Source organism: Terrimesophilobacter mesophilus (assembly GCF_014200375.1).
GTDB lineage: Bacteria > Actinomycetota > Actinomycetes > Actinomycetales > Microbacteriaceae > Terrimesophilobacter > Terrimesophilobacter mesophilus.
The window spans coordinates 985,731-1,012,573 of record NZ_JACHBP010000001.1 but is presented as its reverse complement, the minus strand read 5'-3'; the positions used below and the strand labels follow the sequence as shown (position 1 = coordinate 1,012,573).

Below are 26,843 nucleotides of genomic sequence, written 5' to 3'. Positions count from 1 at the left end.
GAATCGGTGAATGACGATGAACTCCATGAATGACCGCGTCGCGTTGGTCACGGGCGCTGCTCAAGGGCTTGGGCTCTCCATCGCGAACAGTTTTGCTGAAGCCGGCTTTCGGGTCGCCTACGCGGACATCAATGAGGCGGCATTGGCGTCCGTCGACAGGAGCGGAGGTGGACAGAGCGCGACGTATGGTCTCGACGTGTCGAGCAGTTCCAGCTTCGACTCGGTGGTGGCCTCTGTCGTTCGCGATTTCGGCCGTATCGATGTCCTCGTGAACAACGCGGGGCTCTCCACACTGGGCCCGATGATCGTGGACACCTCGGACGAGGATTGGCACCGCGGAATATCGGTGATGCAGTCGGGAGTCTTCTATGGCATGCGCGCGGCGGGGCGTCACTTCCTGAGACAGGGTTCTGGCGCCTGTGTCAACGTGTCTTCCATCCGGGGCCTGAGTTCGCGACCCGGTCGGATCGCGTATTGTGCTTCGAAATCCGCGGTCATCATGATGACGCGGGTCGCAGCCGCTGAGTGGGCTCCATATGGTGTGAGATGCAACGCGATTGCGCCCGGCCCCCTGCGGACGCCCATGTGGGATCAGGATGTGGCGGCCGGGTTGGTCGACCACGAGATGACGGTAGCGTCCATTCCGGCGGGACGGCTCGGAGAACCTGACGAGGTCGGCGCACTCGCGGTCTATCTGTGTTCGGATGCGGCGGCGTATATCAACGGCACGGTCGTCACGATCGACGGTGGGCTGACCAGCCAACCGGTCGATGGCGAACCACCTCAGCGGTCGAGTTCGCTCCGCGCCATTGACGATGTATGAAGAGAGGCGGGACCTTGTCCAGTATCAGTGGTGTCCATCACGTGGGCCTGACCGTTCGAAACCTCGAGGCATCGATCGCCTTCTATGAGCGAATCCTCGGCTGTCACGTCATCTGGGAACGCGAAAACGAGTCGTCGTACCTCGCCGATATCGTCGGGTACCCGAGCGTCCGCATCCTGCAGGCGCAACTCCGGGCACCGAACAGCGAACTCGTGATCGAGCTCTTTCAGTACCTGGAACCGCATCCGCTCGAAGTCTCCCTCGAGCCGCGAATGATAGGAAACCCTCACATCTGTTTTGTGGTCGTCGGGCTCCAGGGCATCTTCGACGCGATCGTCGGAAGCGGCTTTGACCCGGTCAGCCGTCCGATTCTCATTGACAGTGGCGTGAACGCCGGTGGGCTGAGCGCATACGTTCGCGATCCGAGTGGCATCATCATCGAACTGTTCGAACCGGCGGGGGACGTGTCGGCGTGACGCGAATCCCTACGCGAGTGGGCAGCGGCAGTTCGTTCTCCTGGCTCAGACCCTGTCGCGCCAGTCGTCCTCGTCGACGATCGCGATCGGCAGGGTGAACGCGCCGGTGGGCGGGTCGATCACGGTCGCCTCGTCCCGGCGGTGTCGGAGCACCGTGTCGATGTAGGAGCTCACGGCCTCCGCGAGAGGGACATCCCGACTCTCGTTCTGAGACAGGAACCAGCGATGCTCGAGCATCTGGTGGAACACCTCTGCCGGCTCGAGCTTGCCCTTCAGTTCGCGCGGGATGGCCCGAACGACCGGCTCGAACACGGTCGCCAGCCACTCGTGCGCCGCGAGCTCCTCATCGACCTCGCCGTCGACGTGGGTCGACCGGTATGCGTCGAGGTCGTTGAGCAGGCGGCGGGCCTGGTTCTCCTCCGCGTCGAGGCCGGTGAGCCGCAGCAGCCGGCGCTGGTGGTGACCGGCGTCCACCACCTTCGGCTGGATGCGCACCTGGCTTCCGCCGTCATCCGTCTTGATCGCGAGCTCTTCGATGTCGAAACCCAGCTCGTTGAGACGTTCGACGCGTTCGGCGATGCGCCACCGCTCTGTGGACGCGAACGACTGGGACCCGGTGAGTTCGGTCCACAGCGTGCGATACGCGGCGATGATGCCGTTGCTCACATCGATCGGGTCGGTGTCCTCGTCGAGGCGTCCACCGGCGGCGAGGTCGAGGAGCTCACCGGCGATGTTGACCCGCGCGATCTCCAGGTCGTGTTCGCGCTGCCCGTCGGAGAGGGTCTCGTAGATGCTCCCGGTCTCGGCGTCAACGAGGTATGCGGCGAACGCCCCCGCATCCCGCCGGAACAGCGTGTTGGACAGGGAGACGTCTCCCCAGAAGAAGCCGACGATGTGGAGGCGGACGAGAAGCACCGCCAGCGCGTCGACGAGCCTCGTCGCCGTGTCGGGGCGGAGAGTCTGCGAATACAGTGCCCGGTAGGGGAGCGAGAACTTCAGGTGGCGGGTGACGAGAACCGAGTCGAGCCCGTTGCCGTCGTCATCGGTTCGATTCGTGATGACGGCGACGGGCTCGACGCAGGGCACGTCGATGCGCTGAAGCGTGCGCAGCAGCTCGTACTCCCTGCGCGCGATATCGGCCGAGGTCTCCTTGATCGCGACGACGTAACCGCCCAGGTGCGCGAACCTCACGAGGTGTCGCGAGATCCCCTTCGGCAGGGTGGCGATCGAGTCGTCCGGCCAGGTGTCGAGCGGCAGGTTCCACGGCAGGTCGAGTAGTGCAGGATCGACTATCGCCGAGGTGATGTTGAGGGAGCCGCTCCCGGTCACTTGCTCGTCTCGACGGCCTTCTTGCTCAGTCGCTCGCCCGACTCGAGGTCGAACACGTGGATGTGGTCCGGCTGGGGCGTGATGACGACCTTGTCGCCGGCGTTCGGGTGAACGCGGCCGTCGACGCGCACGACGATGTCGACGCGGTTGCCGTCCACATCGGTGTGGCCGTAGAGATAGCCGTCTGCGCCGAGCTCCTCGACGATGTCGACGTCGACCGGGAGGCCCTCTCCGCTCTTGGCGACCACGACATCCTCTGGACGAACCCCGATGGTGACCTTCTTGCCCGAGGCTCCCGCGAGAGTCTCGCGATCGACCTTGGCGGTGGCGGTTCCGAACTTGAGGCCGCCGTCGACGATGTCGGCGTCGAACAGGTTCATGGCAGGCGAGCCGATGAACCCGGCCACGAAGACGTTCTCCGGCTTCGCATACAGGTCACGCGGGGTTCCCACCTGCTGGAGGATGCCGTCCTTGAGCACCGCGATCCGGTCGCCCATCGTGAGCGCCTCGGTCTGGTCGTGGGTGACATAGACCGTGGTGACGCCGAGGCGGCGGGTGAGGGATGCGATCTGGGTACGCGTCTGCACGCGCAGCTTCGCGTCGAGGTTGGAGAGCGGCTCATCCATGAGGAAGACCTGGGGGCTGCGGACGATCGCGCGGCCCATGGCGACGCGCTGACGCTGGCCGCCGGAGAGCGCCTTCGGCTTGCGGCCGAGGTAGTCCTCGAGGTCGAGGAGTTTCGCGGCCTCGAGCACGCGGGAGGCGCGCTCCTCCTTGTTGACGCCGGCGATCTTGAGCGCGAAGCCCATGTTCTCCGCGACCGTCATGTGCGGGTAGAGCGCGTAGTTCTGGAAGACCATGGCGATGTCGCGGTCCTTCGGCGGAACGTCGGTGACGTCGCGGTCGCCGATGCGGATGCTGCCCTCGTTGACCTCTTCGAGGCCGGCGAGCATGCGGAGCGACGTGGACTTCCCGCATCCGGATGGCCCGACGAGAACGAGGAACTCGCCATCGGCGACATCCAGGTCGAGCTTGTCGACCGCTGGTCGCGCCTGGCCCGGATAGATTCGGCTTGCCTTGTCAAAGGTGACTGATGCCATGGTCGTGCTTCTCCTTCACCGGCAGGTACGTGCCGGACGATCCGTAGTGAATGGAATCGGCGGGTTCCGAGTCGAAGCCCGCGCATCGCCATTATGCCACCCGTTCTGGGCGCACGCGAACCTCAGGGTCCGTGATCTGATTAGGCTGTACAGGGATCATGCTGACAGTTCCCAGAGAACGGGGTCTAGCATGTCCCGGTATGGCCGAGCGGCCACCACGACTTCCCTGGTGAGTAAGAGGTTGATGTGAGTATGGGAACCGGCGATTCGCGACCGAGCAAGAACCAGCGGCGGGATGCCGCGCGGGAGAAGGCGCGGGCGCTGCGCGAGGAGCAGAAGAAGAAGGAGCGCAGGAACAAGTTCATCCTGCAGGGAAGCCTCATCGTCGTCATCCTGGCGATCGTCGCCGCGGTGATCTTCGTCATCACGAGCACGATTCGACCGCCGGCGCCCGGGCCGCTCAACATGATCAGCGACGGTATCAAGATCGGCGAGGGCTTCCACGCCGAGAGGACCCCGTCCCTGCTTCCCAATGACGACCCGGTGCCCTCCGCGTCCAACAGCCCGTCCTCTGTGCTCGACATCCGGGTCTACGTCGACTACCTGTGCCCGATCTGCGGGAACTTCGAGAAGGCGAACGCCGACCAGATCAAGAAGCTCGTTCAGGATGGCGCTGCGACGCTCGAGATCCACCCGGTGGCGATTCTCGACCGTGCGTCGATGGGGACCAAGTATTCGACGAGGGCGGCGAACGCCGCGGCGTGCGTCGCGAACTTCGCACCCGACAACTTCTTCGACTTCAGTGCACTGCTGTTCAAGAACCAGCCGGAGGAGAACTCGACCGGGCTCGACGATGACACGATCATCGGGCTCGCCAAGGAGGCCGGCGTTTCCAAGTTCACGAACGTCTCGAGCTGTATCAAGGACCAGACGTTCAAGAACTGGGTGGCATCGGCGACCGACCGGTTCAACACGAACCCGTTCCCGAACGTTGCGACGCAGCCGCAGCAGCACGGTACGCCGACGATCTTCGTGAACGGCCAGCTGTACCAGTACACGTTCGACAGCACGACCGGGGCGTTCGACCCGGCCGAGTTCGCCGCGTTCCTGACGAAGGTCCTCGGCGCGAACTTCTCCGACAACTCGACGCCGTCGCCGAGCCCGTCCGCGTCGCCGTCGAAGTAGGGTGCTGGAGCCCCCTGTCGGATTCGAACCGACGACCCCCGCTTTACAAGAGCGGTGCTCTGGCCAACTGAGCTAAGGAGGCGAATGACCTCCCCAATAGTAGTGGGGAGGCCACGCGTCAGTTGTTCGTCGGCTCGAAGCTGAGCGAGACGGAGTTCATGCAGAACCGGTCACCCGTCGGGGTCTGCGGCGCATCGTCGAAGACGTGGCCGAGGTGGGATCCGCAGTTCGCGCAGCGAACCTCGACGCGCTCCATACCCAGACTCTTGTCCTTCAGGAGCACAACGGCGTCCTTCTCGGTCGGGATGTAGAAGCTCGGCCATCCGCAGTGCGAATCGAACTTCGCATCGCTTCGGAACAGTTCGGCACCGCACGCCTTGCAGCGGAACACGCCTTCGCGCTTCTCATCGAGAAGCTCGCCCGTCCATGGCCGCTCGGTGGCCGCCTGGCGCAACACGGCGAACTCCTCCGGGCTCAACTGCTGGCGCCACTCCTCGTCGCTCTTCGTCACCTTGTAGTTCATGGTCATCCTTCCGGGAGCCGTGTGGGGCTCCTCCACCATTATTCAACCGAGTGACGCACTCCCTTGTTCCGGATGGTGGTGCGAGGATGCTGGAATGGCGATCGAACGTTCGACGGCACAGAGATACCGCGATTTCGGAGTGATCGAGGCCCGTGGCCAGTCACCCGTCTTCGAGGAGTGGGCTCTCGGCGTCGCCGGCGATCCGGGGATCGTCGCACTCATCGACGAGCTCCCACTGCAGAAGCGCCAGCCGAACCTCGTGTTCGCGGCTGCGCGTCTGCTCGGATCCCCGATCGGCGGATACCCGGCATTCCGCGCCTGGCTCTCAGCCAACTGGCCCGCGGTCGCGTTCGAGGCAGAGCGCCGGATGACGCAGACCAACGAACCCCGCCGGTGCGCCGCCCTGCTCCCCGCCCTGGCGCGCCTCGACGGGCCCCTCGCGCTCCTCGAACTCGGCGCGAGCGCCGGGCTCTGCCTCTACCCGGACCGATACAGCTACCGTTACGGAGACGGGGACTGGCTGCACCCGGCCTCCGGGCCGTCCACCGTCACGATCGAGACGGCTCTCAGCGGCTCAACCGGCGAAACGCTGGAGCGGGCCGACACGGCGCACTGGATTCCCCATGAGCTGCCTGGCATCGCGTGGCGCGCCGGCATCGACCTGCACCCGCTCGACGTGCGCGACGACGAGGATGTGTGCTGGCTCGAGACCCTCGTCTGGCCGGAACAGGAGGAGCGGCTGGCGCGCATCCGGGCGGCCATCGCCATCGTGCGTGAGAATCCGCCCACACTCTTCCGCGGGGATGCACTCGACCGGCTCGAGGATGTCGCAGCGACCCGTCCCACCGGCACGACCCTCGTCGTCGTGACGAGCGCGATGCTCGTCTACGTCCCGTACCTCCAGCGCATGCGACTCGTCGACGCCATTCGCCGCCTGGACGCCCACTGGGTCTCTCTCGATGGCGTCGGAGTTCTTCCCGACGTCGACGCCCGGCATCCGTCGCCGCAACGCGGACGGTTCACGCTCTCGATCGACGGCGAACCCCTCGCCGACGTCGGCCCTCACGGACAGTTCGTCGAGTGGATCGGCCCGGCATCCGCGAACCGGGCGCCCTGAAGTCCGTCGTGGCCCCACGCAGGCCGAATCACGGCCGCGGAGCGCCTCAGGAAACATGCGGACGGCACAAACTACGATGTCAATCACACAAGCGGAGCGGAGTACGAGTGGTGTCAACGCGCGGCCTTGCGGCGGGCGACTCCGCGGCCGACGACCCCGCAGCCTCGCCCGCGCCTCTCTCGATGCGCGATCGCCGCATCCTCGACTTCGAACGGGAGTGGACTCGCCACGCGGGAGCGAAGGAGGAAGCCGTGCGCGCGGAGTTCAACCTCTCGGCCGCCCGGTATTATCAAGTCCTGAACGCTGTCATCGACTCTCCGGCCGCAATCGTCTACGACCCCATGCTGGTGCGACGACTTCAGCGAATGAGGGATGCCAGAACCAGTGCGCGCACTCTGCTGCGGCATGGGACCGACTTGTCCAGCACCAGTTGATCCGAACAACCGAGAGACCACATGGCCAACTTTCCGAAGGATCGTTTTGACGACCTGCCCTCAGACCTGCAACGGGTCGGAGCCCACCGTGGGCCGAAGCGGAAGGGTCGCGGCTGGATCGGGTTCGCATGGGCCGTCGTCGCCACGGTCATCCTGACCACGGGCGGTCTGTTCGGACTCGCCGCGATCAACAACAACATCAACTTCGACTTCTTCCCGAACGCGGCGAACGATGACGTTGAGACCCCCACCCAGACGCCGACCGCGGAGCCCACGCTCGACCCCAAGGTGCCCCTCACGATTCTGAACGGCACGCCGACGGTCGGGCTTGCGAACCAGGTCGGGGATGCCCTCGTCAAGCAGGGCTGGAACGGCGCGAAGCAGGGGGTCGGGAGCAGGGCGAACTCGTCGTCGCGGGACATCGACGAGACCGTCGTGTACTACGCGACACCGGAGCTGGAGGGTGCAGCCCGGGCGCTGGTCCTCGCGCTCGGAGTCGGCGAGATCCGACTCTCAACCGACTTCCCCGGATCGGAGATCACGATCGTGATCGGATCGGATTACAAGCCCGTCGAGTAGTTGGCCGCCAGGACAAGAATCTCATTTGCATAACGTACGGCGGAGATTCTGGCGTTCTGGGGCCGTCAGGGCGCCGAATCTGCAAATTGCACTCCCGCATCCGGCGGCGAATCATTACTATCTGGTTGTGATCCGGCTCAGGCACCTCGCACGCGCCGAAAGGAACACACAGGGAGTACCGCATGGCGAACGGAACCGTGAAGTGGTTCAACGCTGAAAAGGGCTACGGCTTCATCACGATGGATGATGGTGGACAGGATGTCTTCGTCCACTACTCTGCCATCGACATGGGAGGCTACAAGGTCCTCGAAGAAGGCCAGCACGTGGTCTTCGACGTGGGAACCGGGACGAAGGGACCGCAGGCGGAGTCGGTTCGTCTCGTCACGACGTGAGCCGACGCTGAATTGTCGGGCTCGCCCTGGCTAACGCCGTCCGTCGAAGCGGGCGGCGCTAGTCTGTGGCAGTGACGTTCCATCGGTTCCTCGGACGCCGCGGGACGATCGCGGTCCCGGCCATCGCTGTGATGACGATGCTCGCGCTCGTCGGCTGCGCTCCGGAGGCTGACCGCACACCGACGGGGTCCCCGTCGCCGCCCTACGTCTCCACCTATCAGACGCCCGAGCCGACGGCCATCGCACCGCTTCGAGGGACGACCGTTCCGGCCGGCTCTCTCGACCACGCATCCATCGCCGCGAAGATCGACAACCACTGGGATGCCCGGCCGCAGGTTGGTCTCGAGACCACCGACATCGTGTTCGAGGAACTGGTCGAGGGCGGGATCACGCGCTACGTCGCCATCTGGCAGTCCGAGATCCCTGAGCTGCTCGGGCCGGTGCGGTCGATCCGGCCGATGGACCCTGACATCGTTTCACCGTTCGGCGGGATCATCTGCTACTCGGGCGGACAGCAGCGCTTCGTGAACCTCATGCGTCAGACACCCGTTTACAACGCGATCCACGGGCAGGCCGACACCGAGTCCACCTTCTTCCGGACGAACACGAAGTCAGCGCCCCACAACGTGCTCGTGCGGGCGCAGAAGTTGTTGGGGCAGCACACCACGATCGCTGCACCCCAGCAGCAGTTCGCCTACTCGCTCGATGGCGAATCCTCCTCGGCGGCGAAGGACGGCGTGACCGTCACGACGATGAAGTATCGCTTCTCCTCGTCGTACTGGGGGAGCTGGAAGTGGGATGCTGCGCGCCAGTTGTGGCTGCGCATCCAGCAGGACAAGGTCGACAAGGACAGCACGGGGAAGCAGCTCACCGCGGCGAACGTGGTCGCGCTGCGCGTCAACGTCGTCAACGATCGTGGAGTGCCGAAAACGCTCCTCTCGGGCAAGGGCAAGGCCTGGATCTCCAGCGGCGGCGCCATGATCGAGGGCACCTGGTCGAAGTCGTCCCCGACCTCACCCATCCGGCTGGTCGACACGAACGGCGTCACGATCCGCCTCGCAGCGGGCAACACCTGGTTCGAGTTGATTCCGCCGGCGGGCTCCGTGTCGTTCACCACCCCATCCGGGCCGTGAGCCCGCTTGCACTCTCTGCCATGGAGTGCCAGAATCATTTAGCACTCTCTTAGTCCGAGTGCCAAAGGTGTTGCACTTTTCACGACGTCCGGGAGGGACGAGAAACACACATGGCAAAGATCATTGCTTTCAACGAAGAGGCCCGTCGCGGCCTTGAGCGCGGCCTCAACATTCTGGCCGACGCCGTCAAGGTGACGCTGGGCCCGCGCGGCCGCAACGTCGTCCTCGAGAAGAAGTGGGGCGCGCCCACCATCACGAACGACGGTGTTTCGATCGCCAAGGAGATCGAGCTCGACGACCCGTACGAGAAGATCGGCGCGGAGCTCGTCAAAGAGGTCGCCAAGAAGACGGATGACGTTGCCGGCGACGGCACGACCACCTCGGTCGTTCTCGCCCAGGCCCTCGTCCGCGAAGGACTTCGCAACGTCGCCGCGGGTGCCGACCCGATCAGCCTGAAGCGCGGAATCGAGAAGGCCGTGGCCGAGGTCATCGCCGCGCTCGTCGCGGGTGCCAAGGAGATCGAGACCAAGGAAGAGATCGCGGCCACCGCATCCATCTCCGCCGGAGACACCGAGATCGGTGCGCTCATCGCCGAGGCCATCGACAAGGTGGGCAAGGAAGGCGTCGTCACGGTCGAGGAGTCGAACACGTTCGGCACCGAACTCGAGCTGACCGAGGGCATGCGCTTCGACAAGGGCTTCCTGTCGGCGTACTTCGTCACGGACCCGGAGCGCCAGGAGACGGTGTTCGAGGACGCCTACATCCTCATCGTCAACTCCAAGATCTCCAACATCAAGGACCTTCTCCCCATCGTCGACAAGGTGATCCAGAGCGGCAAGCAGCTGCTCATCATCGCCGAGGATGTCGACGGGGAGGCGCTCGCGACGCTCGTCGTGAACAAGATCCGCGGAATCTTCAAGTCGGTTGCCGTCAAGGCTCCCGGCTTCGGCGACCGCCGCAAGGCCCAGCTGCAGGACATCGCGATCCTCACCGGCGGCCAGGTCATCAGCGAGGAGGTCGGACTCAAGCTCGAGAACGCCACCCTCGACCTGCTCGGTCAGGCACGCAAGGTCATCGTCACGAAGGATGAGACCACGATCGTCGAAGGCGCAGGCGAGGCGGATGCCATTGCCGGCCGCGTGAAGCAGATCCGTTCCGAGATCGAGAACACGGACAGCGACTACGACCGTGAGAAGCTGCAGGAGCGTCTGGCGAAGCTCGCCGGCGGAGTTGCGGTCATCAAGGCAGGTGCCGCCACCGAGGTCGAGCTCAAGGAGCGCAAGCACCGCATCGAGGACGCCGTCCGCAACGCGAAGGCCGCCGTCGAAGAGGGCATCGTCGCCGGTGGTGGCGTCGCGCTCATCCAGGCCGGTGCGACCGCATTCGAGACGAAGGCGCTCAAGGCGCTCAAGGGCGACGAGGCGACCGGCGCGAACATCGTGCGCGTGGCTGTCGACGCCCCGCTCAAGCAGATCGCGCTCAACGCGGGCCTGGAGCCCGGCGTGGTCGCCGAGAAGGTGCGGAGCCTGCCGACCGGACACGGTCTCAACGCCGCGTCGGGCGAGTACGGCGACATGCTCGCCGCGGGCATCAACGACCCGGTGAAGGTCACGCGTTCCGCGCTGCAGAACGCGGCGTCCATCGCCGGCCTGTTCCTCACCACGGAGGCCGTCGTCGCCGACAAGCCGGAGAAGGCCTCTGCTGCTCCGATGGGTGACCCGTCGGGCGGAATGGACTTCTAAGTCCGACCAGCACGCAGAAGGGCGGTCCCGAAAGGGGCCGCCCTTCGTGCATGTGCACCGGTCTGTCGATGAACGTTATCCGGTGAACATGCGCGCATTGGCGAGCTCGACATCCGCATACTGGCGACCGGCCTGCCCGAGAGCCTGGGCGATCGCGCCGAGGCTCTGTTCGACGCGCAGCTGGGTGGCCGTCCAATCGCCGACTACCGACTGGAAGGCCATCGCCGCCTGGCCGCTCCACGCGCCCTGAAGGGCGACGAGCTGGGACTTGAGGCTCGCCGCTTCCGATTCGATCCTCGACATCGTGTTCTGGATGGCACCATGCGCATTGAGCACTGCTTCACTGTCCACGCGGAAACTGGTCATGCGTCCTCCTCGGTGTACGGGGCGAATCCCCGTTGCGAGCAGGTTAGGTGTGCCGGCGAGCGCAGAGCACGAATGGCCGTCAGGCTGACGAAGACGTCGCCGTGTACCCGATGGGGAGGAGTGGAAGGGCGACGCGGAACGTCGCCCCGCCGCCCGGGGTCTCGAGCACATCGACTGACCCCTTGTGCGCGGCGATGATGCCCGACACGATCGCGAGCCCCAGACCGCTGCCGCCTGTCGCCCGCGTCCGCGAGGTGTCTGCACGCCAGAAGCGCTGGAAGATCTTGTCCCGGATCTGGGGCGGGATGCCGTCGCCATGGTCGACGATGTCGAGCATGCCGACCTTGCGCGCGGGGTCGACGTGCACGACGAGTTCGAGCGGGCTTCCGTTCGGCGTGAACCGCATGGCGTTGCCGAGAAGGTTCGTGATCACCTGGCGGATCTTGTTCTCCTCAGCGAGCACGACCGCAGGCAACTCGAGCTCCACCGCCTCGTTGTAGCCGGATGCCATCGCCGTGGGCATCGCGCGCGCGCGGCGCGAGCGCAATCGGGCGATCGTGGCACCCGCGAACGCGATCGGGCCGGTCGCCGTCGAGACCTGACGGCTTGCCACGGGACCCGGGCGGCGGCGCGGACGCGACGGCGCCGCCGGGGGCTCTTCGACCGGTGCCGCGGCATCCGGCTCAGCGACGATCACCGTGACCGTGCGATCCGGCGCCGATGCCATCGCGTCCAGTGCAGCATCACGCGCGAGCGGGATCAGGTCGACGGGTGCGAGTTGCAACGGCTTCGCCTCGTCGAGCCTGGCGAGTTCGAGGAGGTCCTCGACGAGTCCGCCCATGCGCACCGCCTCCTTCTCGATGCGGTCCATCGCCTGGCCGACCTCTTCGGGGGTCTGGAGTGCGCCCATGCGATAGAGCTCCGCGTACCCGCGCACCGTGACGAGCGGGGTGCGGAGCTCGTGGCTCGCATCGCCGACGAACCGCCTCATCTGGTCGATCGTCTGCGCACGGTCGGCGAAGGCGCGGTCGATGCGGTTGAGCATGGTGTTGAGCGAGCGGTTGAGGCGGCCGACCTCGGTGTTGGGGGTCGCTCCGGGAAGGCGCTGGCTGAAGTCCCCGTTCGCGATCGCTGCGGCCGTCGCCTCCACTTCCCGTAAGGGGGTGAACGTCGCGGTGACGAGAAGCCTCGTGATCGCTCCCCCGAGGACGACGACGGACAGGCCGAATCCGAGGAACACGGCAGTGTATTGGGAGATCGTGGCATTGATGTCCGCGAGGCTCGCGCCGACGGCGAGAGTCACGAAGGCACCGGTCGAATCGTCCTGGTACGGGGCGGAGACGACACGCCACTGGCCGGTACGATCCGCGTTCCACACGGTGAGCGGCACTCCCTGCTGCTGCTTCACGAGGTCGAAATCGAGGCCCTGGATGACCGGTCGGGCCTGGCCGGCGTCGCGATTCTGGCACAGGAGCGTGCCATCCTGTGTGAGGATCGCGACGAAGAACTGGCTCGGCCCTGCGGCCCGGTCACAGGTGTCCTGGATGCTGAGATCGAGTGCGCGGAGATCGAGCGCTGTCGCCGAGACCTTCCGATCGACCTCGCCGACGAGGTAGTTGCGCAGCACGGTCATGGTGCCGACGCCCGCGACGAGCAGGCCGACCGTGAGCAGCAGGACGGTGACCGCCGTTGTCTTCGTGCGCAGAGAGACTCTGCCCCACCACTGGGAAAGCTGATCGTGCATCAGGAGATCAGGCTAACCGGTATCACCGCGAAGCGCCCGTGAGGGCAGGTCAGGCCTTCGTCGCTTTGAGCATGTATCCGAAGCCGCGCTTCGTCTGGATGACCGGCTCGTCAGAGTACTGGTCGAGCTTGCGGCGAAGGTAGGAGATGTAGGACTCGACGATCCCCGCATCCCCGTTGAAGTCGTACTCCCACACGTGATCGAGGATCTGCGCCTTGCTGAGGACCCGGTTGGGGTTCAGCATGAGGTACCGCAGCAGTTTGAACTCGGTCGGGCTGAGCTCCACCTGGGTGTCGCCGATCGTGACCTCGTGCGTGTCCTGGTCCATCGTGAGATCGCCGGAGCGGATGATCGCGTCCTCTTCGTCCGCCATCGTGCGGCGCAGGATCGCCTTGATGCGGGCGACGATCTCGTCGAGGCTGAACGGCTTCGTCACGTAGTCGTCACCGCCGACGGTGAGGCCGGTGATCTTGTCCTCCGTGTCATCCTTCGCGGTGAGGAACAGGATGGGGGCGGTGTACCCGCTTGCGCGCAACCTTTTGGTGACGCCGAATCCGTTCATGTCCGGAAGCATGACGTCGAGGATGATGAGATCCGGCTCCTCCTCCAGCACGGCGGAGATCGCCTGGGCACCGTTACCGACAGCCCGCACCGCGAACTTCGCGAAGCGCAGGCTCGTGGTCAGCAGGTCCCGGATGTTGGGCTCGTCATCGACAATGAGAATCTTCGGTCCGTCGCTCATGCCCTACAGTATCTGCGCGTTCGCTGAATGATTCCTGAGTGCCTGGTCCGGCGGGCCGGGTGCACAATGGAGTCATGGATGGCGAGGAATTCACGTCCACCGGCGACCCGGTCTGCTGGCTCGAGCACGTGTGCGACGAGTGCGGAGCGCTCATCGATGGCGCGTTGCCGGCCACCTGCTGGCGCTGCGGCGCGGCGGTGGTGGCCGCCTAGGGGGCCGTGATGCGCACGCAGCAGCATCCGTTGCTGGGTTGGACGAATTCGACGGAGCGCTCGCCTTCAGCGGCGCCATCGGCGACTCCCTGGAGCAACGCCACGTTCGCGCTGCAGATGACGTCGGTGTGGTTGGTGGCGAGCTTGTGGAAAGGGCAGTTCGTGAGTACGAGGCCGCCTTCGCCGTCGTCGCGCGGTTCGTAGCCGCAGGACTCGAGCGCAGCATCCAGGGACCCGGCCGCAGCGCCGATCTCCCGTCCTGTCGCCGAGGAGATCGTCGCGAGGACCGTGCGCACCGGCGCGCCCGTGCGGTCGGACTCCTCGACAGCCGCAGCGAGCATGTCGCCGGCGAGCTCGTACCGGCGAGCGGGAATGGAGACGTTGATCTCTCCTCCCGCTCGCCGGTAGAGCTTCGAGGGTCGACCGGACCCCGGACCGGTCTTGCCGCTGAGACGCTTGAAGTCGGCCTCCAGCACACCCTCGCTCACGAGCCGGTCGAGGTGGAATGCGGCGGTGCTGCGCGGCATCCCGGTAGCAGTGGCTGCTTCATCCCTCGTGACGGCGTCGCCGTTTCGGCTGACGAATTCGAGCAGGGCGCGGCGTTGCGGATCGCTGATCGCGGCGACGGCGGAGATCTGCTCGGTTCTCGAATCGTTCATGCCACCATCATACTTCTAAAACAGTAAAACTTGACAAAAGAATTCGCCGGGTCGTAATCTCAGAGACAGAGGCGAAGAAGAGGAGCGGTCATGAGCCAGGCGACGTTGCACGAGGCGAACGACGACGAGCGGATGCCGGCGCCGCTCCACGCGATCGACATCAACGATCAGCAGGTGCGGGCTGAGAACGCCGTCGCAGAACTGCTCTCCGCCCTCGGGCGGGACGTGACGAGCGCGCACCTCGTCGAGACGCCTCGCCGTGTCGCTGCGAGCCTCCTGGAGATGCTCACGCCCCGCGACTTCACCATGACGACTTTCCCGAACGACGAAGGCTACGAGGAGCTCGTGATCGTTCGGGATATCCCCTTCCACTCGCTGTGCGAGCACCACCTGCTGCCGTTCCGCGGCGTCGCCCACATCGGATACGTCCCAGGCGATCGCATCGTCGGGCTCTCCAAGCTCGCGCGCGTCGTCGAACTGTTCTCGCGCGACCTGCAGGTGCAGGAGAGGCTCACGCAGCAGATCTCGGCATACCTCACCGAACAACTCGCCCCGCGCGGCGTCGGGGTCGTGCTGGAGGCCGAGCACCTGTGCATGACCATGCGCGGCGCGCAGGCTGCGGGGGCCATGACGACGACCACATCATTCACCGGCGTACTGTCGAAGGACAACCCGATGCGACGCCAGTTCAGGCTCGCCGGGGACCTCACGGCGTGAGTACGACATCCATCACTGAGAGAAGATGACGACAGGCATGACGAACACGGATACGACGTCGGACACGAAGAACTTCATCATCATCGGCGGCGGTCTCGCCGGTGTCTCCGCTGCTGAGGAGCTGCGGAAGCAGGGGTTCACCGGGACGATCCAGCTCATCGCGAAGGAGGCTCACGCACCCTACATCCGGCCACCGCTGTCCAAGGGTTACCTGAACGGCTCCGACGGGCTGGATGCCGTCTACGTGCACCCCGAGGAGTGGTACGCGGAGAACAACATCGACTTGATGACGGGCACGAAGGCCTACGGCGTGAACTCCCTGGCCCACGAGGTCACGATCTCCGGCGGCAAGCCGCTTCACTACGACAAGCTCCTGCTGGCGACCGGTTCCTCGCCGCGGTTGCTCACAATCGATGGCGCAGAGCTGGGCGGCGTGCACTACCTTCGCACGCTCGATGATTCGAGGGCACTCCACAAGGAGCTCGCCGGCGGCGGGCGGAACCTCGTGCTCATCGGCTCCGGGTGGATCGGCATGGAGGTCGGCGCCACGGCGCGCACGCTCGGAAACGAGGTGACGATCCTCGAGCAGGTTCCCATCCCGCTCGCGGGCGCACTGGGCGACGAGCTGGGCACGATGTTCGCCGAGCTGCACAAGGAGCACGGCGTGAACCTGCGGATGTCCGTCGTCGTCGACAAGATCCTCGGCAGCCACGGGAAGGTCTCCGGTGTGCAGCTCAACACCGGCGAGGTCATCCCGGGGGACATCGTCCTCATCGGCGTCGGCGCGGTGCCGAACGTCGCGCTCGCGGACGACGCGGGGATCATGACGGAGAACGGCATCGTCGTCGACCAGTCGATGCAGACCAGCAACCCCGACATCTACGCTGCGGGGGATGTCGCGAACGCGTTCCATCCGCTCGCCAACATGCGGCTGCGCAGCGAGCACTGGGCGAACGCCCTCAACGAGGGGCCGGCCGCCGCGCGGGGGATGCTCGGACAGGACGAGAGCTTCGAGGACATCCCGTACTTCTACACCGACCAGTACGACCTGGGCATGGAGTATTCGGGCTACGGCCCGATGACCAGGGGAGCGAAGATCGTCTACCGCGGCGACCGCGACAAGCGCGAGTTCGTGGCGTTCTGGCTCAAGGACGACCGCGTCGTCGCCGGCATGAACGTGAACGTCTGGGATGTCAACGAGCAGGTGCAGCGGATCATCCGCGAGGGCAAGGTCATGGACGAGGCGCGCCTCGCCGACGAGTCGGTTCCTCTCGAGACACTGTGAACGTCAGCGCGATGAGCTGACTAGCACTGCGGTTTCCCGTCCACGATCCGACACAGGGTGAGCGTCCAGTTGTAGTACACCTGGTCGAGCTGCCCCGGGTCATTTCGAATGCAGCTGTAGGAGCCGGTGATCGTGAACTTCGTCTTCGATGGATCGAAGAGGTCGTCGATCGATGGAACCTTCCCACCCTTGGATTGTGGGGCGGCGCACGATTGCATGCTGGGCGCTACGGTCGGGTCGTTGGGGACGAGGCCGTCTCCGCAGTTCTTCCACAGGCCGTGTTCGTCGGACTGTTGACCCGAGACGAAAAGGTGGCGCGGGGAGGGCATGGTGACGTTGAGGTCCATCGCATAGGTGCGGACACCGCAGTCCTGCGGTTCCGGATCGGAGTGCTGGCCACCGCCGCCACCGGCACCGTCACAGTCTTCCAATTTCCGCTCCGGCTGATCTCCCGTGGCCGGCGCGGCAGTGGTCTTGTTGGTCGAGTACTCGGCCAGCAGGCCGAACATCTGCAACCCGTCCCCATTCCCGAAGTCGAACGCTGAAAAGCTCGCGCCCTTTGGGTAGAACACGAACGCCTGGTCGCCGTAGTCCCCGAAGTCGTTGCTGAGTAGTGCTGCCGTAACCGCCGTCTCCGGCGTCGTGAACGTCGACGTGGCGTCGGTCGAACGGTTGATGAGCGAATATCCACCACATCCCTGCCAGTCCACGTTGCTCGCACGATGGACGGTGATCTTGCCCTTCGCCGACGCCTGGAATTGGGCGATGAGGTCCCAATCCTGAACCGGGATCGACTCCGTGAAGGTGATGAACTTCGTGCGACCGAGCATCTCGGGAATCAGGCTGAGCCCGCCGGTGCCGAACGCGTCCACGGCATCCCAGGGAACCGACGTGACGTCCTTGAAGAAATCGCTCGACTTGAGATCCGACAGGGCATGGACGTCGATCGAGAGGTTCTTCGGCTTCGCCCGGTCCGGGATGCGGTCCTTCTGCGGCGCACCGGAGAGCTTGAACCGGGCGACACCATTGCTGTCCGTCTCATCGGCGTTGACAGGTTTGTTCCCACCCTTTCCGTCGCCGACCCGCAGCACGGAGGGGTCCGTCGTGGAGAGCTGCACGTCGATACCGGAGGGTGCATCGAGGGGTTTACCTGGAATCTCCAGCCCCGCATACTTCAAGGAGCTGTTGATGCATTCGCGAATCTTGCCCCAACTGTCGTCGTCATAGCTGTACGTGATCGTGAGATCGCTGATCTCTCCCGGAACCATCTCCTTGGTGCGAACGAGCGGCGGGTCGGAGAGCGAGAACCTGGCGTGGATCGAGGACATCTTGGCGAGCAGGTTCGCGTACGAGGTCAGAGTGCGGACGATGTTGAGCGTCTTGCCAAGGATCTCCGCTCCGGTGGCGGCGGCGGAATCCTCCCACTTGCTCACGGTTTCCAGGATCTGGTCGAAACCGAAATTCACTTCCTTGATCTTTTGATTCAGGACCTCCTGCTTCATCGGGTCATCCGTGTTCTCGCACGGCCGGTGTGAGACCGCCGCCGGGAGGGAATGGTGGAACGACGCAGTGTCCACCTGTAGAACTGCGGCATCCGCGCTGGGGATTGATTCGTCACCGGCGGCGCCCGCGGTGATGACCGTGGACATGAGGATCTCATCTGCCAACCGGTGCACGATCAATCCCACCTGCGCCCAGGACAACTCGACCTGGTCGACGGGAAGGAACTTATTTCCATCGATCAGCCCGGGCCCGACGGACCAGAGGACAAGGCGGAAGCCGAGATCGGGGATGTTGTTGAGCTCCGTGTAGAGGATCGGCGTCAGGTCTGCTCCGGTCATGCCGAAGGCGACGCTCAGGGTGTCGGCGAGGTCGGTGAGCCTGAGTCCGCCTGGAGTGGCGGCCAGGAGCGCCTGCAACCGGAGGTCGGCGTCCGTCATGGGCGAGCCCATCCCCGTCTGGCCGCCCACTGTCAGCGGCTTCCCGTCGCCGCCGAGCACGGAGATTCCTGCCGTCACGAGGAGGGACTCCCAGGCGGCGACACCTTTCTCGCCTCCCGCCATGGCCGTCTTCGCAAGTTTCGTGACGGCGGCCTTCTGGGCATCCGCCTTGGCCTGGTTCGCCTGGAACGCCTTTTGGTAATCGTCCATCGCCTTGTTGTAGGCGGTCATCGCCTTGGTGTTGGAGGTGTTCTCCGGCTGGGTTGGGAACGGTGGGATGTCGGGCGCATCCGGAAGGGTAGCGGGAGCAGGGAGGGACCCGAGGAACAGGCTGGTGTCGGAGTGGACGTCGTTGGCGTTCGGCCCTGGCACACATCCGGTGAGCAGGAGCGCGGCGATGACGGCGAGGGCAGCGAAACGTCCGCCCATGTTGATTCGACGGATCATGAGACGGTCGGCCCCCGTGAATTGTCGGCAGAGGAGAAGAAAAGTTCAGTTCTGAACCTTGTGGAGCGTAGACCCGCTCCACATTTGACGTCAAGAAGTTTCGGGAAAGTCGCGATAGATTCGGCCCATGGGCTTTGCAGATTCGGCCATGGCGACACCGGCCAGAGAAAACCAGGTGCGCCGCATCGGCGCCCGGACCTTCGACTTCGACCGTGAGGTCGCCGTCATGGCGGTCATCAACCGCACACCGGACTCGTTCTTCGACAAAGGCTCGACGTTCGCGCTCGACAAGGCGGTGGCGGCGTCCCTGCAGGCGGTGAAGGATGGCGCGGACTGGGTCGACGTGGGCGGGGTCCCGTTCGGGCGCGGCCCTGTCGTCTCCCGCGACGAGGAGCTCGAGAGGGTCGTGCCCGTCGTCGCGGCAATCGCCGCGGCCTCGGATGTCGTGATCTCGGTCGACACCTTCAGCGCGGCGGTGGCATCGGCGGCGATCGCGGCCGGGGCGGCCGTCATCAACGACACGAGCGGCCTGTACGACCCGGACATGGCATCCGCCGTCGCCGCGACCGGCGCGACGCTCGTGCTCACCCACAGCATGTCGCCTCCGCGGGCGGAGCCGCCGAAGCCCGAATACGTCGATGTCGTTCACGACGTCATCGCGTTTCTGCGCGACCGCATCGAACGTGCGCAGGCGGCCGGCATCCCGGACGAACGCATCATCGTCGATCCGGGGCACGACCTCAACAAGAACACGTACCACTCGCTCGAGCTGACGCGGCGTCTCCACGAGATCGTCGCGCTCGGCTATCCGACGCTCGCCGCCGTGTCCAACAAGGATTTCATCGGGGAGACGATCGACCGCGAACAGGGCGCACGACTCGAGGGTTCGCTCGCGGCGGCGGTGTTCTGCATCGTCGAGGGCGCGCGCATCATCCGGATGCACGATGTGCCGGCGAGCGTTGCCGCCGTGCGTATGACGGAGGCGATTCTCGGTTGGCGGGAGCCGGCCTGGACGCTGCACAATATGGGATGAGATCCACAGAGAAGTCCACAGAAGAGACGATCGACCCGTTGTCCGTCGCCGTCATCGGCGGCGGCATCATGGGGCGGGGCATTGCACTCGCCCTCGCGACCGCCGGCCATGCGGTGTCCGTCGTCGAGTCGGATACCGCGGCGGCGGACGCCCTCGCGGAGCGGATCGAGGCCGCGGCGCTGGCCACGCCGGAGCTGTCCCCGGAGTCGCGTCTGGCCGCCCTGTCGCGGGTGGTGCTTGCACCCGAACTCGAGGCGGCGGTCGCATCCGCGGACCTGGTCATCGAGGCGGTGCCGGAACAGCTGGCCATCAAGGAGCCGATCTGGACCAGGCTCGGGCAATCGAGCAGCCCGACGGCGATACTCGCGACGAACACCTCCGCCCTCGACATCGACGCCATCGCCGCTCGAGTACCGCACCGCGAACGGGTGATCGGGACGCACTGGTTCAATCCTGCGAACGTCATCCCGTGCGTCGAGGTCGTGCGGGGCGCGGAGACATCCCAGACGGTCGTGGACGCCGTGGTGGAGCTTTTGGCGCGGGCGGGGAAGCAGCCGGTCGTCGTGAAGAATTCTCCGGGGTTCGTCGCCAACCGCATCCAGTTCGCTCTCGTGCGCGAAGCGCTGCTCTGCCTCGAGGAGGGGCTCGCAACGGCCGAGGACATCGATGCCATCGTGAGTTCGTCGTTCGGGATGCGCCTGGCCGTGCTCGGGCCCCTGGCCCATGCGGACTTCGGCGGCCTCGGCACCTACCGCTCGATCCTCGACTTCCTCACCGGGCAGCTCGGCGAACGATTCTCGACGCCGGCCATCCTGGATCGTCTCGTCTCCGAGGGCAGGCTCGGTGTGAGCACCGGCGCCGGGATCAGCGAGTACGACGCGGTGCGCGCGCGCGAGCTCACGGCATACCGCGACAGCACGCTTCGGCGTGTCCTTGCGGCCGTGCAGGCGGAGGACAAGCCTGCCCCGTAGCGACAAGGTTCGTGAATCGGGGCGGATCATTGCACAATGAAGCATGGGTTCTTCCTCGGCCGGGTCGATGCGCAGGCTGTGGCCTGAGCAATCCGGAGAACTGAGCGACGACGACATCGTCGCCTCACTCGCCACCGACACCCCCGTTCTGCGGGTGAACTTCGTCTCGAGCGTCGACGGTGCCGTATCGCACGACGGCCGCTCCGGCGGGCTTTCGGATGATGCCGACAAGCGGCACTTCGAACTGCTGCGCCGCGTGTGCGACGTCGTGCTCGTCGGGGCAGGCACGGTGCGCGACGAGGGCTATGGCGCGATGCGCGTGAGCGGGGAGTCTGCACAGTGGCGCCTGGCGAACGGGCTCACCGAACATCCGGTGTTCGCGATCGTGTCCGGATCCCTGGACCTCGATCCCGCCTCCGAGATCTTCACGGACGCGCCGGTGCGCCCCATCCTGTTCACCTCCTCGCGGGGTGCGCGGCGAGCAACCCTGTTCGAGTCGGCGGCGGATGTCGTGGTCGCGACGCGGCAGGCGACGGATGGAACGGATCCTGGCGCGCCCGCGACCGACGATCCCGCGATCGGGGACGCCGACACCGGCGATGCCGCGCTGACGGTTCACGGGCCGACCATCGTCGCGGCCCTGCGACAGCGCGGTTTGACCTCGATCCTGTGCGAGGGCGGCCCGCACCTGTTCGGCACACTGCTCGCGGACCGCGCCGTCGACGAGCTCTTCCTCACGGTGAGTCCCAGCCTCGAGGCGGGCGACGCCATACGCATCACGGCCGGAGACCTCGTCGAGCCGGCGCGAATGACCCTGGTCGGCATCCTCTCGTCCGGTTCGACCCTGCTGCTGCGCTACCGCCTCGCCTGACTCCTCGCGCCCTCCAGCTCATCCCGCCTGCGCATCGAGGATCGTGTAGCTGTAGCCCTGCTCCGCGAGGAACCGCTGTCGGTTCTGGGCGAAGTCCTGGTCGACCGTGTCGCGCGCCACGAGCGTGTAGAAGTTCGCGGGCAGGCCGGACTCCTTGGGTCGCAGCAGCCGACCGAGACGCTGGGCCTCCTCCTGGCGCGAACCGAACGAGCCGGACACCTGGATCGCGACCGTCGCCTCCGGCAGGTCGACCGAGAAGTTCGCGACCTTCGACACCACGAGCACCTTCGTCACCCCGTCCCGAAACTCCTGGTAGAGCCGCTCGCGCTCGTCCACCGGGGTGGCGCCGGTCAGCTTCGGGGCGTTCAGGGCATCCGCGAGCTGGTCGATCTGGTCGAGGTACTGGCCGATGACGAGGATGCGCTCGCCATCGTGCTGCTTCACGAGTCGGCGCACGACCCGCAGCTTCTCCGGCGCGGTCGCCGCCAGCCGGTACCGTTCGTCGTCTGCGCTCGCCGCGTACTCGAGACGCTCCTGCTGCGGCAGGTCGATGCGCACCTCGAAACAGGATGCCGGGGAGATGAATCCCTGCGCCTCGATCTCCTTCCACGGGGCGTCGAATCGCTTGGGGCCGATGAGGCTGAAGACGTCGCCCTCGCGGCCGTCCTCGCGCACGAGCGTCGCGGTGAGGCCGAGTCGCCGGCGCGCCTGCAGCTCCGCGGTGAGTTTGAAGACGGGTGCGGGCAGCAGGTGCACCTCGTCGTAGATGACGAGACCCCAGTCCATGGCGTCCAGCAGGGAGAGGTGGCCGTACTCGCCCTTCCGCTTCGCGGTAAGGATCTGGTACGTGGCGATCGTCACGGGCCGGATCTCCTTCACCTGGCCCGAATACTCTCCGATCTCCTCCTCGGTGAGGGAGGTGCGTCGCAGCAGCTCGCTGCGCCACTGGCGTGCGGAGACCGTGTTGGTGACGAGCACGAGTGTCGTCGTCTTCGCCTCGGCCATCGCCCCCGCGCCGACGAGGGTCTTACCGGCGCCGCAGGGCAGCACGACGACGCCGGAGCCTCCGGTGAAGAAGTTGTCGATCGCCTGGGTCTGGTACGGGCGCAGGTGCCAGTCCGCGGTGTCGAGGTCGATCTCGTGCGGGGTGCCGGGGGTGTAGCCGGCGAGGTCCTCGGCCGGCCAGCCGAGTTTCACGAGCTCCTGTTTGAGCTGGCCGCGTGCCCAGGGCAGCACGCCGAACCGGGCGCTGCCATCCGGGTGCGGGGAGAGCGGCGCGGTGAGCAAGGGCGCGATGCGCTTGGCGCGGGCGACCTCGGCGAGAACCGCGGCATCCGTCGAACGCAGTTCGAGCTCGCCGGTATCCGTGCGATCGATCACGAGCCGCCCGTAACGGCCGACGGTCTCGCGCAGGTCGACCGCGACGGATTGCGGCACGGGGAACTTGGAGTACTGCTCGAGCGTCGCGAGCATGCTCTCGGCGTCGTGGCCGGCCGCGCGGGCGTTCCACAGTCCGAGCCGCGTGATGCGGTAGGTGTGGATGTGCTCCGGCGCCCGCTCGAGCTCCGCGAACACGGCGAGGTCGTGGCGCGCATCCTCGGCGTCCGGATGCGCGACCTCGAGCAGCACGGTGCGGTCGCTCTGGACGATGAGTGGGCCATCAGACATAACGTTCCAGTCTAGGCGGGCACGGGCCCGGCGCGAAGGCCCCCGTCGCCGTTCAGTCGGTCGTGACGGCGGTGATGCTCGAGAGAGGTAGGGTGCGCTCGATCTCCGACAGGGGGTCACGGGCTCTCAGGCGGCCACCGGCGACGCTCGCCGGCTCGAGCCGGTAGTCGACGATCGAACCATTCGGCATCCGCACGCTCACGGTGACAGCACGGCGATTCCGGATGGCGGCATCCAGTTGCCGGGCGAGCCAGGCCTGGCCGGAATCCTCCGCGCGCCCGGCGTCGGCGAGTCTCAGCCGTTCGACGAGTGCCCGGTGAGGTTGCGGTGCCGGCTCCACGACGGATCGCGCCGACGACGGCCTGCGCAATTCGACGATGCGTCCTCGGGAGTCCTCCGCCGCAATGGGATAGCGTGCGTCGTGGAGCATCCAGTAGACCTGCCCGCGGTCGCGTCTGCTGACCAGCTGTCCCGCGTCCGTCGGGCGCAGGCCGAGGGCGATGAGTGCCCGGTCCACGAGCACGGTGCTGAGCAGCGCGCGGTCAGTGGAGCTGAGGTAGCTGACCGCTTCGGGGTCGCCGGAGGGAAGAGCCCCCACCCGCAGGAGTCCGTGTCGAGCGGCCGCCTCCGTCACGAGATACTCGAGGGGCTGCGGAATGCCGCTGAGGGAGATCCCGGCCAGGAACGCGAGGATCGTCGCCGCAGACTCGCCACCGGCAACGGCGCGGCCGACGCTCGCGGTGGTGAACCGGTAGCGGGACGCGATCGCGCGACCGTCGGCATCCGCCATGGTGCGAAGCCGCGCGTCGATCGCGGGAGCGAGCGGGCCGGGTGCGACGGCCGTGAGGTCCTGTTGCAGGTAGAGGCGCTCGACGGGGGTGGGCAGGAGCGAATCGAATGCGGCGAGGGCGCGTTCTCGGTCGCCGGCCAGAAGTGCGGCGCCCGCGGTCCCGACCACCTCGCCGGCAGTGATGCCGAGGCGTTCCGCTTCACCCAGCCGGGCATCCACTCGCTCGGCGAGCCATTCGCGGCCTCCGGGGTACTGCCAGGCGAGCCACGCGCGCAGTCCTGACCCCCAGAGGGTGTCGGCATGCTCGGCGAGATGATGGCGCAGTTCCGGCGGGAGCGCAACCGACCACGCATCGGAGATGGTCGCCCAGCGTTCCGCCATCGGACGGCCGAGCCAGTCGGCGTGCTCGTCGGATGCCACGAGTGTCGAACCGATCCTGGTGAGGAGCCCCGCGTCTTCCGCGGCGTCGACGAGTACCGGGACCGACGGCTCCTCGACACCCATCGCCTCCGCCAGCCTGCGGGTCTCCGGGTTTCCGATCGTCCCGCGGGCCAGCAGTCGCAGTGGTTCCCGTTCCACCTCGAAGAGCAGTTCTGCCGTCGCCGTGACCGCAGTGAACGCGCGTTCGGCCGCGGCGCGGTCGGCGTGTTCGCGGCCGGATGCGGTGACGCGATGGGTCGGCGGCTCTGGGGCGTCCTCGCGCGGGTCGGGGAGGCCGAGCGACGGCCACGTGTCGAGCTGCGCGATGACCTCGGGCCAGGGCTCCGGGCCGTCAGGGCGATCGCGGATCAGGAGCAGAGCCCGCAACCGTGGAAGGGCCGCATCGACATCCGGTCCTCGTCGTGGCGTCTGTCCGGCTTCGAGCGCGTAGAGCGCGGCGAGCGCATCACGATCGAGCCTGGCGAGACAGGGCTGGAGGGAGTCGGCATCCAGCAGTGCGTCGGCGAGGTCGAAGAAGTCCCGGATGCCGGCGGTGGCGAGTTCTCGCCGATCCAGCGCAGCGACGAGGTCGGCATCGTCTGCCGCCTTCAGTTGGGCTGCGAGTTCCGCCGTTCTGCTCATGCGCTCCCGTGTCCGCGCCCATTCGCCGCGCGCGAGCGCCGGACGGCGTTGGAGACGAGGAGAGCGATGATGAGGAGGAAGGCGAGAGGCAGCCCGTAGTACTGGATGAAGAACACCGACGGCCAGATCCCGTGGCCGAATCCGTCGTTCGCTCCCGCACCGAGCGAGGTGGCGACGATCACCGCGATGAAGCAGGCGAGGGCGAGCGCTACGAGCGTAACGACCGCGAGGGCGAGGATGCGTTCGGTACGATTGATTCGCACGGGCGGGGGCGCTTTCTTGGTCACCCTTCCAAGGATACGCGTGGCGGGTTTGCCCGTAGGCTTGACGGGACAGATCGCACGTGCGTCCAGTGCGCAGCGACCGAGGAAGAGGTAGTGCCATGCCCACCGGCAAGGTCAAGTTCTACGACGACGACAAAGGCTTCGGCTTCATCAGTTCCGATGACGGCCAGGAGGTGTTCCTGCATGCCTCCGCACTCCCGGCGGGAGTGACGGTGAAGGCGGGGACGAAGCTCGAGTTCGGGATCGCCGACGGCAAGCGAGGCGCCCAGGCGCTCTCGGTGCGCGTGCTCGAGGCTCCGCCGAGCCTCGTGCGGATGGGGCGCAAGCCCGCCGATGACATGGCGGTGATCGTCGAGGACCTCGTGAAGGTACTCGACGGGATCGGGTCGAACCTGAAGCGGGGCCGCTACCCCGAGGCCAGCCACTCGCGCAAGATCGCGGCGATGTTGCGCAAGGTTGCGGACGAACTGGATGCCTGACGCCGCCGACAGGACGCCGACCGAGGAAGACCTCACACTCGCCAGGGCCGCCCTGCTGGACATCACGCCCGCGGGCACGATCGGGGCGCCGGCGGGGTCGGCTGTCGAAGAGGATGGGTCGCTCACGATCTACTTCGACACCACCATGGCCGGTTACCCCGGGTGGAAGTGGACGGTGAGCCTTGCCCACGTGGAGGGTTTCGGGGCGTCGGTCCTCGAGACGGAGCTCACGCCGGGGGACGGCGCCCTGCTGTCGCCGGACTGGGTGCCGTGGTCGGAGAGACTCGCCGACTACAAGGAGGCGCAGGCTGAGCTGGCGGCGCACCAACGGGACGGCGCGGACGACGAGGATGACTCTGACGACGGTGCCGACGACGACGGCTCCGACGACGACAGCGACTTCGACGACGACGATGATGACGACGATGACGTTGACGCCCACGACGACATGGACGGCATCGACATCGATGCGCTCGACGACTCGGTCAATTCCCCAGGCGCAGAGTCAGCGTTGCCGGCGGTGGGTGACGATGAGTCCGAGGAGCCCGAGAGCCAGTCCGACGACGCAGGTCCACAGCCACCAGTGAAGCCCCGCCGCAACCAGCGGGCCAAGAAACAGCAGCAGCACGACGAGGGCGAGTAGCCACAGACCGAGGCCGACGAGCATGGCCTTGCGGTCATCCGTCTTCACCGGTTCGGGATCCGGGCGCCGCTCCGAATCCTTGAGCCACAATCGCATT

General features: G+C 66.2%; 27 protein-coding genes, 1 tRNA gene and 2 pseudogenes. 17 read left to right on the top strand and 13 right to left on the bottom strand.

Annotated elements, in window-relative coordinates; genetic code table 11:
• The first annotated feature begins 10 nt into the window (after window positions 1–10).
• Window positions 11–823 carry an SDR family NAD(P)-dependent oxidoreductase gene (locus BKA04_RS05010; protein ID WP_104095424.1) on the top strand — a complete coding sequence of 271 codons (813 nt, stop codon included), beginning with the start codon at window positions 11–13 and terminating at the stop codon, window positions 821–823.
• Window positions 824–837: 14 nt separating this feature from the next.
• Window positions 838–1,299 carry a VOC family protein gene (locus BKA04_RS05005; protein ID WP_181024759.1) on the top strand — a complete coding sequence of 154 codons (462 nt, stop codon included), beginning with the start codon at window positions 838–840 and terminating at the stop codon, window positions 1,297–1,299.
• Between the two features lie 45 nt (window positions 1,300–1,344).
• Here the strand turns inward: BKA04_RS05005 and BKA04_RS05000 are convergent, their stop codons facing one another.
• Complete coding sequence (locus tag BKA04_RS05000; RefSeq protein ID WP_104095422.1) at window positions 1,345–2,628, bottom strand: DUF4032 domain-containing protein; 1,284 nt, start codon at window positions 2,626–2,628, stop codon at window positions 1,345–1,347.
• Window positions 2,625–3,728 carry an ABC transporter ATP-binding protein gene (locus tag BKA04_RS04995; RefSeq protein WP_104095421.1) on the bottom strand — a complete coding sequence of 368 codons (1,104 nt, stop codon included), beginning with the start codon at window positions 3,726–3,728 and terminating at the stop codon, window positions 2,625–2,627. The genes BKA04_RS05000 and BKA04_RS04995 overlap by 4 nt, the downstream gene beginning before the upstream one ends.
• Before the next feature lie 252 nt (window positions 3,729–3,980).
• Here BKA04_RS04995 and BKA04_RS04990 point away from each other — a divergent pair, with 252 nt between their 5' ends.
• Window positions 3,981–4,913 (top strand): DsbA family protein, encoded by a 933-nt coding sequence (locus BKA04_RS04990; protein ID WP_104095420.1) that lies wholly within the window; start codon window positions 3,981–3,983, stop codon window positions 4,911–4,913.
• Window positions 4,914–4,918: 5 nt separating this feature from the next.
• Here BKA04_RS04990 and BKA04_RS04985 read toward each other — a convergent pair.
• Window positions 4,919–4,995 (bottom strand) — tRNA-Thr (locus BKA04_RS04985).
• A 36-nt stretch (window positions 4,996–5,031) separates the two neighbouring features.
• Window positions 5,032–5,436 carry a peptide-methionine (R)-S-oxide reductase MsrB gene (gene msrB, locus BKA04_RS04980; RefSeq protein ID WP_104096636.1) on the bottom strand — a complete coding sequence of 135 codons (405 nt, stop codon included), beginning with the start codon at window positions 5,434–5,436 and terminating at the stop codon, window positions 5,032–5,034.
• Between the two features lie 94 nt (window positions 5,437–5,530).
• On the opposite strand from msrB, the gene BKA04_RS04975 reads away from it, so the two are divergent.
• From BKA04_RS04975 to groL, 6 genes and pseudogenes are all read left to right on the top strand, one after another.
• Complete coding sequence (locus BKA04_RS04975) at window positions 5,531–6,553, top strand: DUF2332 domain-containing protein (RefSeq protein ID WP_104095419.1); 1,023 nt, start codon at window positions 5,531–5,533, stop codon at window positions 6,551–6,553.
• Window positions 6,554–6,660: 107 nt separating this feature from the next.
• Window positions 6,661–6,987, top strand: coding sequence for a DUF3263 domain-containing protein (locus BKA04_RS04970; RefSeq protein ID WP_408646443.1), 327 nt, complete (start codon window positions 6,661–6,663; stop codon window positions 6,985–6,987).
• A 21-nt stretch (window positions 6,988–7,008) separates the two neighbouring features.
• Window positions 7,009–7,566: a LytR C-terminal domain-containing protein gene (locus tag BKA04_RS04965; protein ID WP_104095418.1), complete on the top strand. Its 558-nt coding sequence runs from the start codon at window positions 7,009–7,011 to the stop codon at window positions 7,564–7,566.
• A gap of 179 nt (window positions 7,567–7,745) precedes the next feature.
• Window positions 7,746–7,958, top strand: a pseudogene (locus tag BKA04_RS04960) (cold-shock protein); the annotation flags it as partial.
• Between the two features lie 71 nt (window positions 7,959–8,029).
• A complete protein-coding gene (locus BKA04_RS04955) occupies window positions 8,030–9,091 on the top strand; it encodes a DUF3048 domain-containing protein (RefSeq protein WP_104095416.1) in 1,062 nt (353 codons plus the stop codon).
• A gap of 110 nt (window positions 9,092–9,201) precedes the next feature.
• On the top strand, window positions 9,202–10,833 hold the full coding sequence (gene groL, locus BKA04_RS04950; RefSeq protein ID WP_104095415.1) for a chaperonin GroEL: 1,632 nt from the start codon (window positions 9,202–9,204) through the stop codon (window positions 10,831–10,833).
• Window positions 10,834–10,908: 75 nt separating this feature from the next.
• Here the strand turns inward: groL and BKA04_RS04945 are convergent, their stop codons facing one another.
• From BKA04_RS04945 to BKA04_RS04935, 3 genes are all read right to left on the bottom strand, one after another.
• Window positions 10,909–11,199: a WXG100 family type VII secretion target gene (locus BKA04_RS04945; RefSeq protein WP_104095414.1), complete on the bottom strand. Its 291-nt coding sequence runs from the start codon at window positions 11,197–11,199 to the stop codon at window positions 10,909–10,911.
• Between the two features lie 79 nt (window positions 11,200–11,278).
• Window positions 11,279–12,943, bottom strand: a complete 1,665-nt coding sequence (locus BKA04_RS04940; protein WP_104095413.1) for a sensor histidine kinase — start codon at window positions 12,941–12,943, stop codon at window positions 11,279–11,281.
• 49 nt (window positions 12,944–12,992) lie between these two features.
• Window positions 12,993–13,685 (bottom strand): response regulator transcription factor, encoded by a 693-nt coding sequence (locus BKA04_RS04935; RefSeq protein WP_104095412.1) that lies wholly within the window; start codon window positions 13,683–13,685, stop codon window positions 12,993–12,995.
• A gap of 38 nt (window positions 13,686–13,723) precedes the next feature.
• Here BKA04_RS04935 and BKA04_RS04930 point away from each other — a divergent pair, with 38 nt between their 5' ends.
• A complete protein-coding gene (locus tag BKA04_RS04930; protein ID WP_167309617.1) occupies window positions 13,724–13,897 on the top strand; it encodes a hypothetical protein in 174 nt (57 codons plus the stop codon).
• Here the strand turns inward: BKA04_RS04930 and BKA04_RS04925 are convergent.
• Window positions 13,894–14,556: a helix-turn-helix transcriptional regulator gene (locus BKA04_RS04925; protein WP_104095411.1), complete on the bottom strand. Its 663-nt coding sequence runs from the start codon at window positions 14,554–14,556 to the stop codon at window positions 13,894–13,896. The two genes, BKA04_RS04930 and BKA04_RS04925, sit on opposite strands and share 4 nt — an antisense overlap.
• 90 nt (window positions 14,557–14,646) lie before the next feature.
• On the opposite strand from BKA04_RS04925, the gene folE reads away from it, so the two are divergent.
• Both folE and BKA04_RS04915 read left to right on the top strand, forming a co-directional pair.
• A complete protein-coding gene (gene folE, locus BKA04_RS04920; protein WP_219818122.1) occupies window positions 14,647–15,273 on the top strand; it encodes a GTP cyclohydrolase I FolE in 627 nt (208 codons plus the stop codon).
• A 37-nt stretch (window positions 15,274–15,310) separates the two neighbouring features.
• Entirely contained in the window at window positions 15,311–16,558 is a 1,248-nt protein-coding gene (locus tag BKA04_RS04915) for an NAD(P)/FAD-dependent oxidoreductase (protein ID WP_104095410.1), read from the top strand.
• 20 nt (window positions 16,559–16,578) lie between these two features.
• On the opposite strand, the gene BKA04_RS04910 is transcribed toward BKA04_RS04915, so the two are convergent.
• A complete protein-coding gene (locus BKA04_RS04910) occupies window positions 16,579–18,945 on the bottom strand; it encodes a hypothetical protein (protein ID WP_134542239.1) in 2,367 nt (788 codons plus the stop codon).
• A 127-nt stretch (window positions 18,946–19,072) separates the two neighbouring features.
• Here BKA04_RS04910 and folP point away from each other — a divergent pair, with 127 nt between their 5' ends.
• The 3 genes from folP to BKA04_RS04895 are packed head-to-tail and all read left to right on the top strand — an operon-like array spanning window position 19,073 to window position 21,820.
• Entirely contained in the window at window positions 19,073–19,978 is a 906-nt protein-coding gene (gene folP, locus BKA04_RS04905) for a dihydropteroate synthase (protein WP_104095408.1), read from the top strand.
• A complete protein-coding gene (locus BKA04_RS04900; protein WP_104095407.1) occupies window positions 19,975–20,949 on the top strand; it encodes a 3-hydroxyacyl-CoA dehydrogenase family protein in 975 nt (324 codons plus the stop codon). The genes folP and BKA04_RS04900 overlap by 4 nt, the downstream gene beginning before the upstream one ends.
• Window positions 20,950–20,992: 43 nt before the next feature.
• Complete coding sequence (locus BKA04_RS04895) at window positions 20,993–21,820, top strand: pyrimidine reductase family protein (RefSeq protein WP_104095406.1); 828 nt, start codon at window positions 20,993–20,995, stop codon at window positions 21,818–21,820.
• Between the two features lie 18 nt (window positions 21,821–21,838).
• Here the strand turns inward: BKA04_RS04895 and BKA04_RS04890 are convergent, their stop codons facing one another.
• The 3 genes from BKA04_RS04890 to BKA04_RS04880 are packed head-to-tail and all read right to left on the bottom strand — an operon-like array spanning window position 21,839 to window position 25,627.
• A complete protein-coding gene (locus BKA04_RS04890; RefSeq protein WP_104095405.1) occupies window positions 21,839–23,488 on the bottom strand; it encodes a DNA repair helicase XPB in 1,650 nt (549 codons plus the stop codon).
• Window positions 23,489–23,540: 52 nt separating this feature from the next.
• Window positions 23,541–25,340 (bottom strand): helicase-associated domain-containing protein, encoded by a 1,800-nt coding sequence (locus BKA04_RS04885; RefSeq protein WP_104095404.1) that lies wholly within the window; start codon window positions 25,338–25,340, stop codon window positions 23,541–23,543.
• The gene (locus tag BKA04_RS04880; protein WP_221234040.1) at window positions 25,337–25,627 is read right to left on the bottom strand and encodes a hypothetical protein; all 291 of its coding nucleotides are present in this window, start codon (window positions 25,625–25,627) and stop codon (window positions 25,337–25,339) included. Before BKA04_RS04880 ends, BKA04_RS04885 begins: the two co-directional genes overlap by 4 nt.
• A 95-nt stretch (window positions 25,628–25,722) precedes the next feature.
• Here BKA04_RS04880 and BKA04_RS04875 point away from each other — a divergent pair, with 95 nt between their 5' ends.
• The gene (locus tag BKA04_RS04875) at window positions 25,723–26,103 is read left to right on the top strand and encodes a cold-shock protein (protein ID WP_104095402.1); all 381 of its coding nucleotides are present in this window, start codon (window positions 25,723–25,725) and stop codon (window positions 26,101–26,103) included.
• The gene (locus BKA04_RS12240; RefSeq protein ID WP_198413294.1) at window positions 26,096–26,746 is read left to right on the top strand and encodes a DUF3027 domain-containing protein; all 651 of its coding nucleotides are present in this window, start codon (window positions 26,096–26,098) and stop codon (window positions 26,744–26,746) included. Before BKA04_RS04875 ends, BKA04_RS12240 begins: the two co-directional genes overlap by 8 nt.
• On the opposite strand, the pseudogene BKA04_RS12235 reads toward BKA04_RS12240, so the two are convergent.
• Window positions 26,687–26,842, bottom strand: a pseudogene (locus BKA04_RS12235) (DUF2530 domain-containing protein); the annotation flags it as partial. The gene BKA04_RS12240 and the pseudogene BKA04_RS12235 overlap by 60 nt on opposite strands.
• Between the last annotated feature and the right edge of the window lies 1 nt (window position 26,843).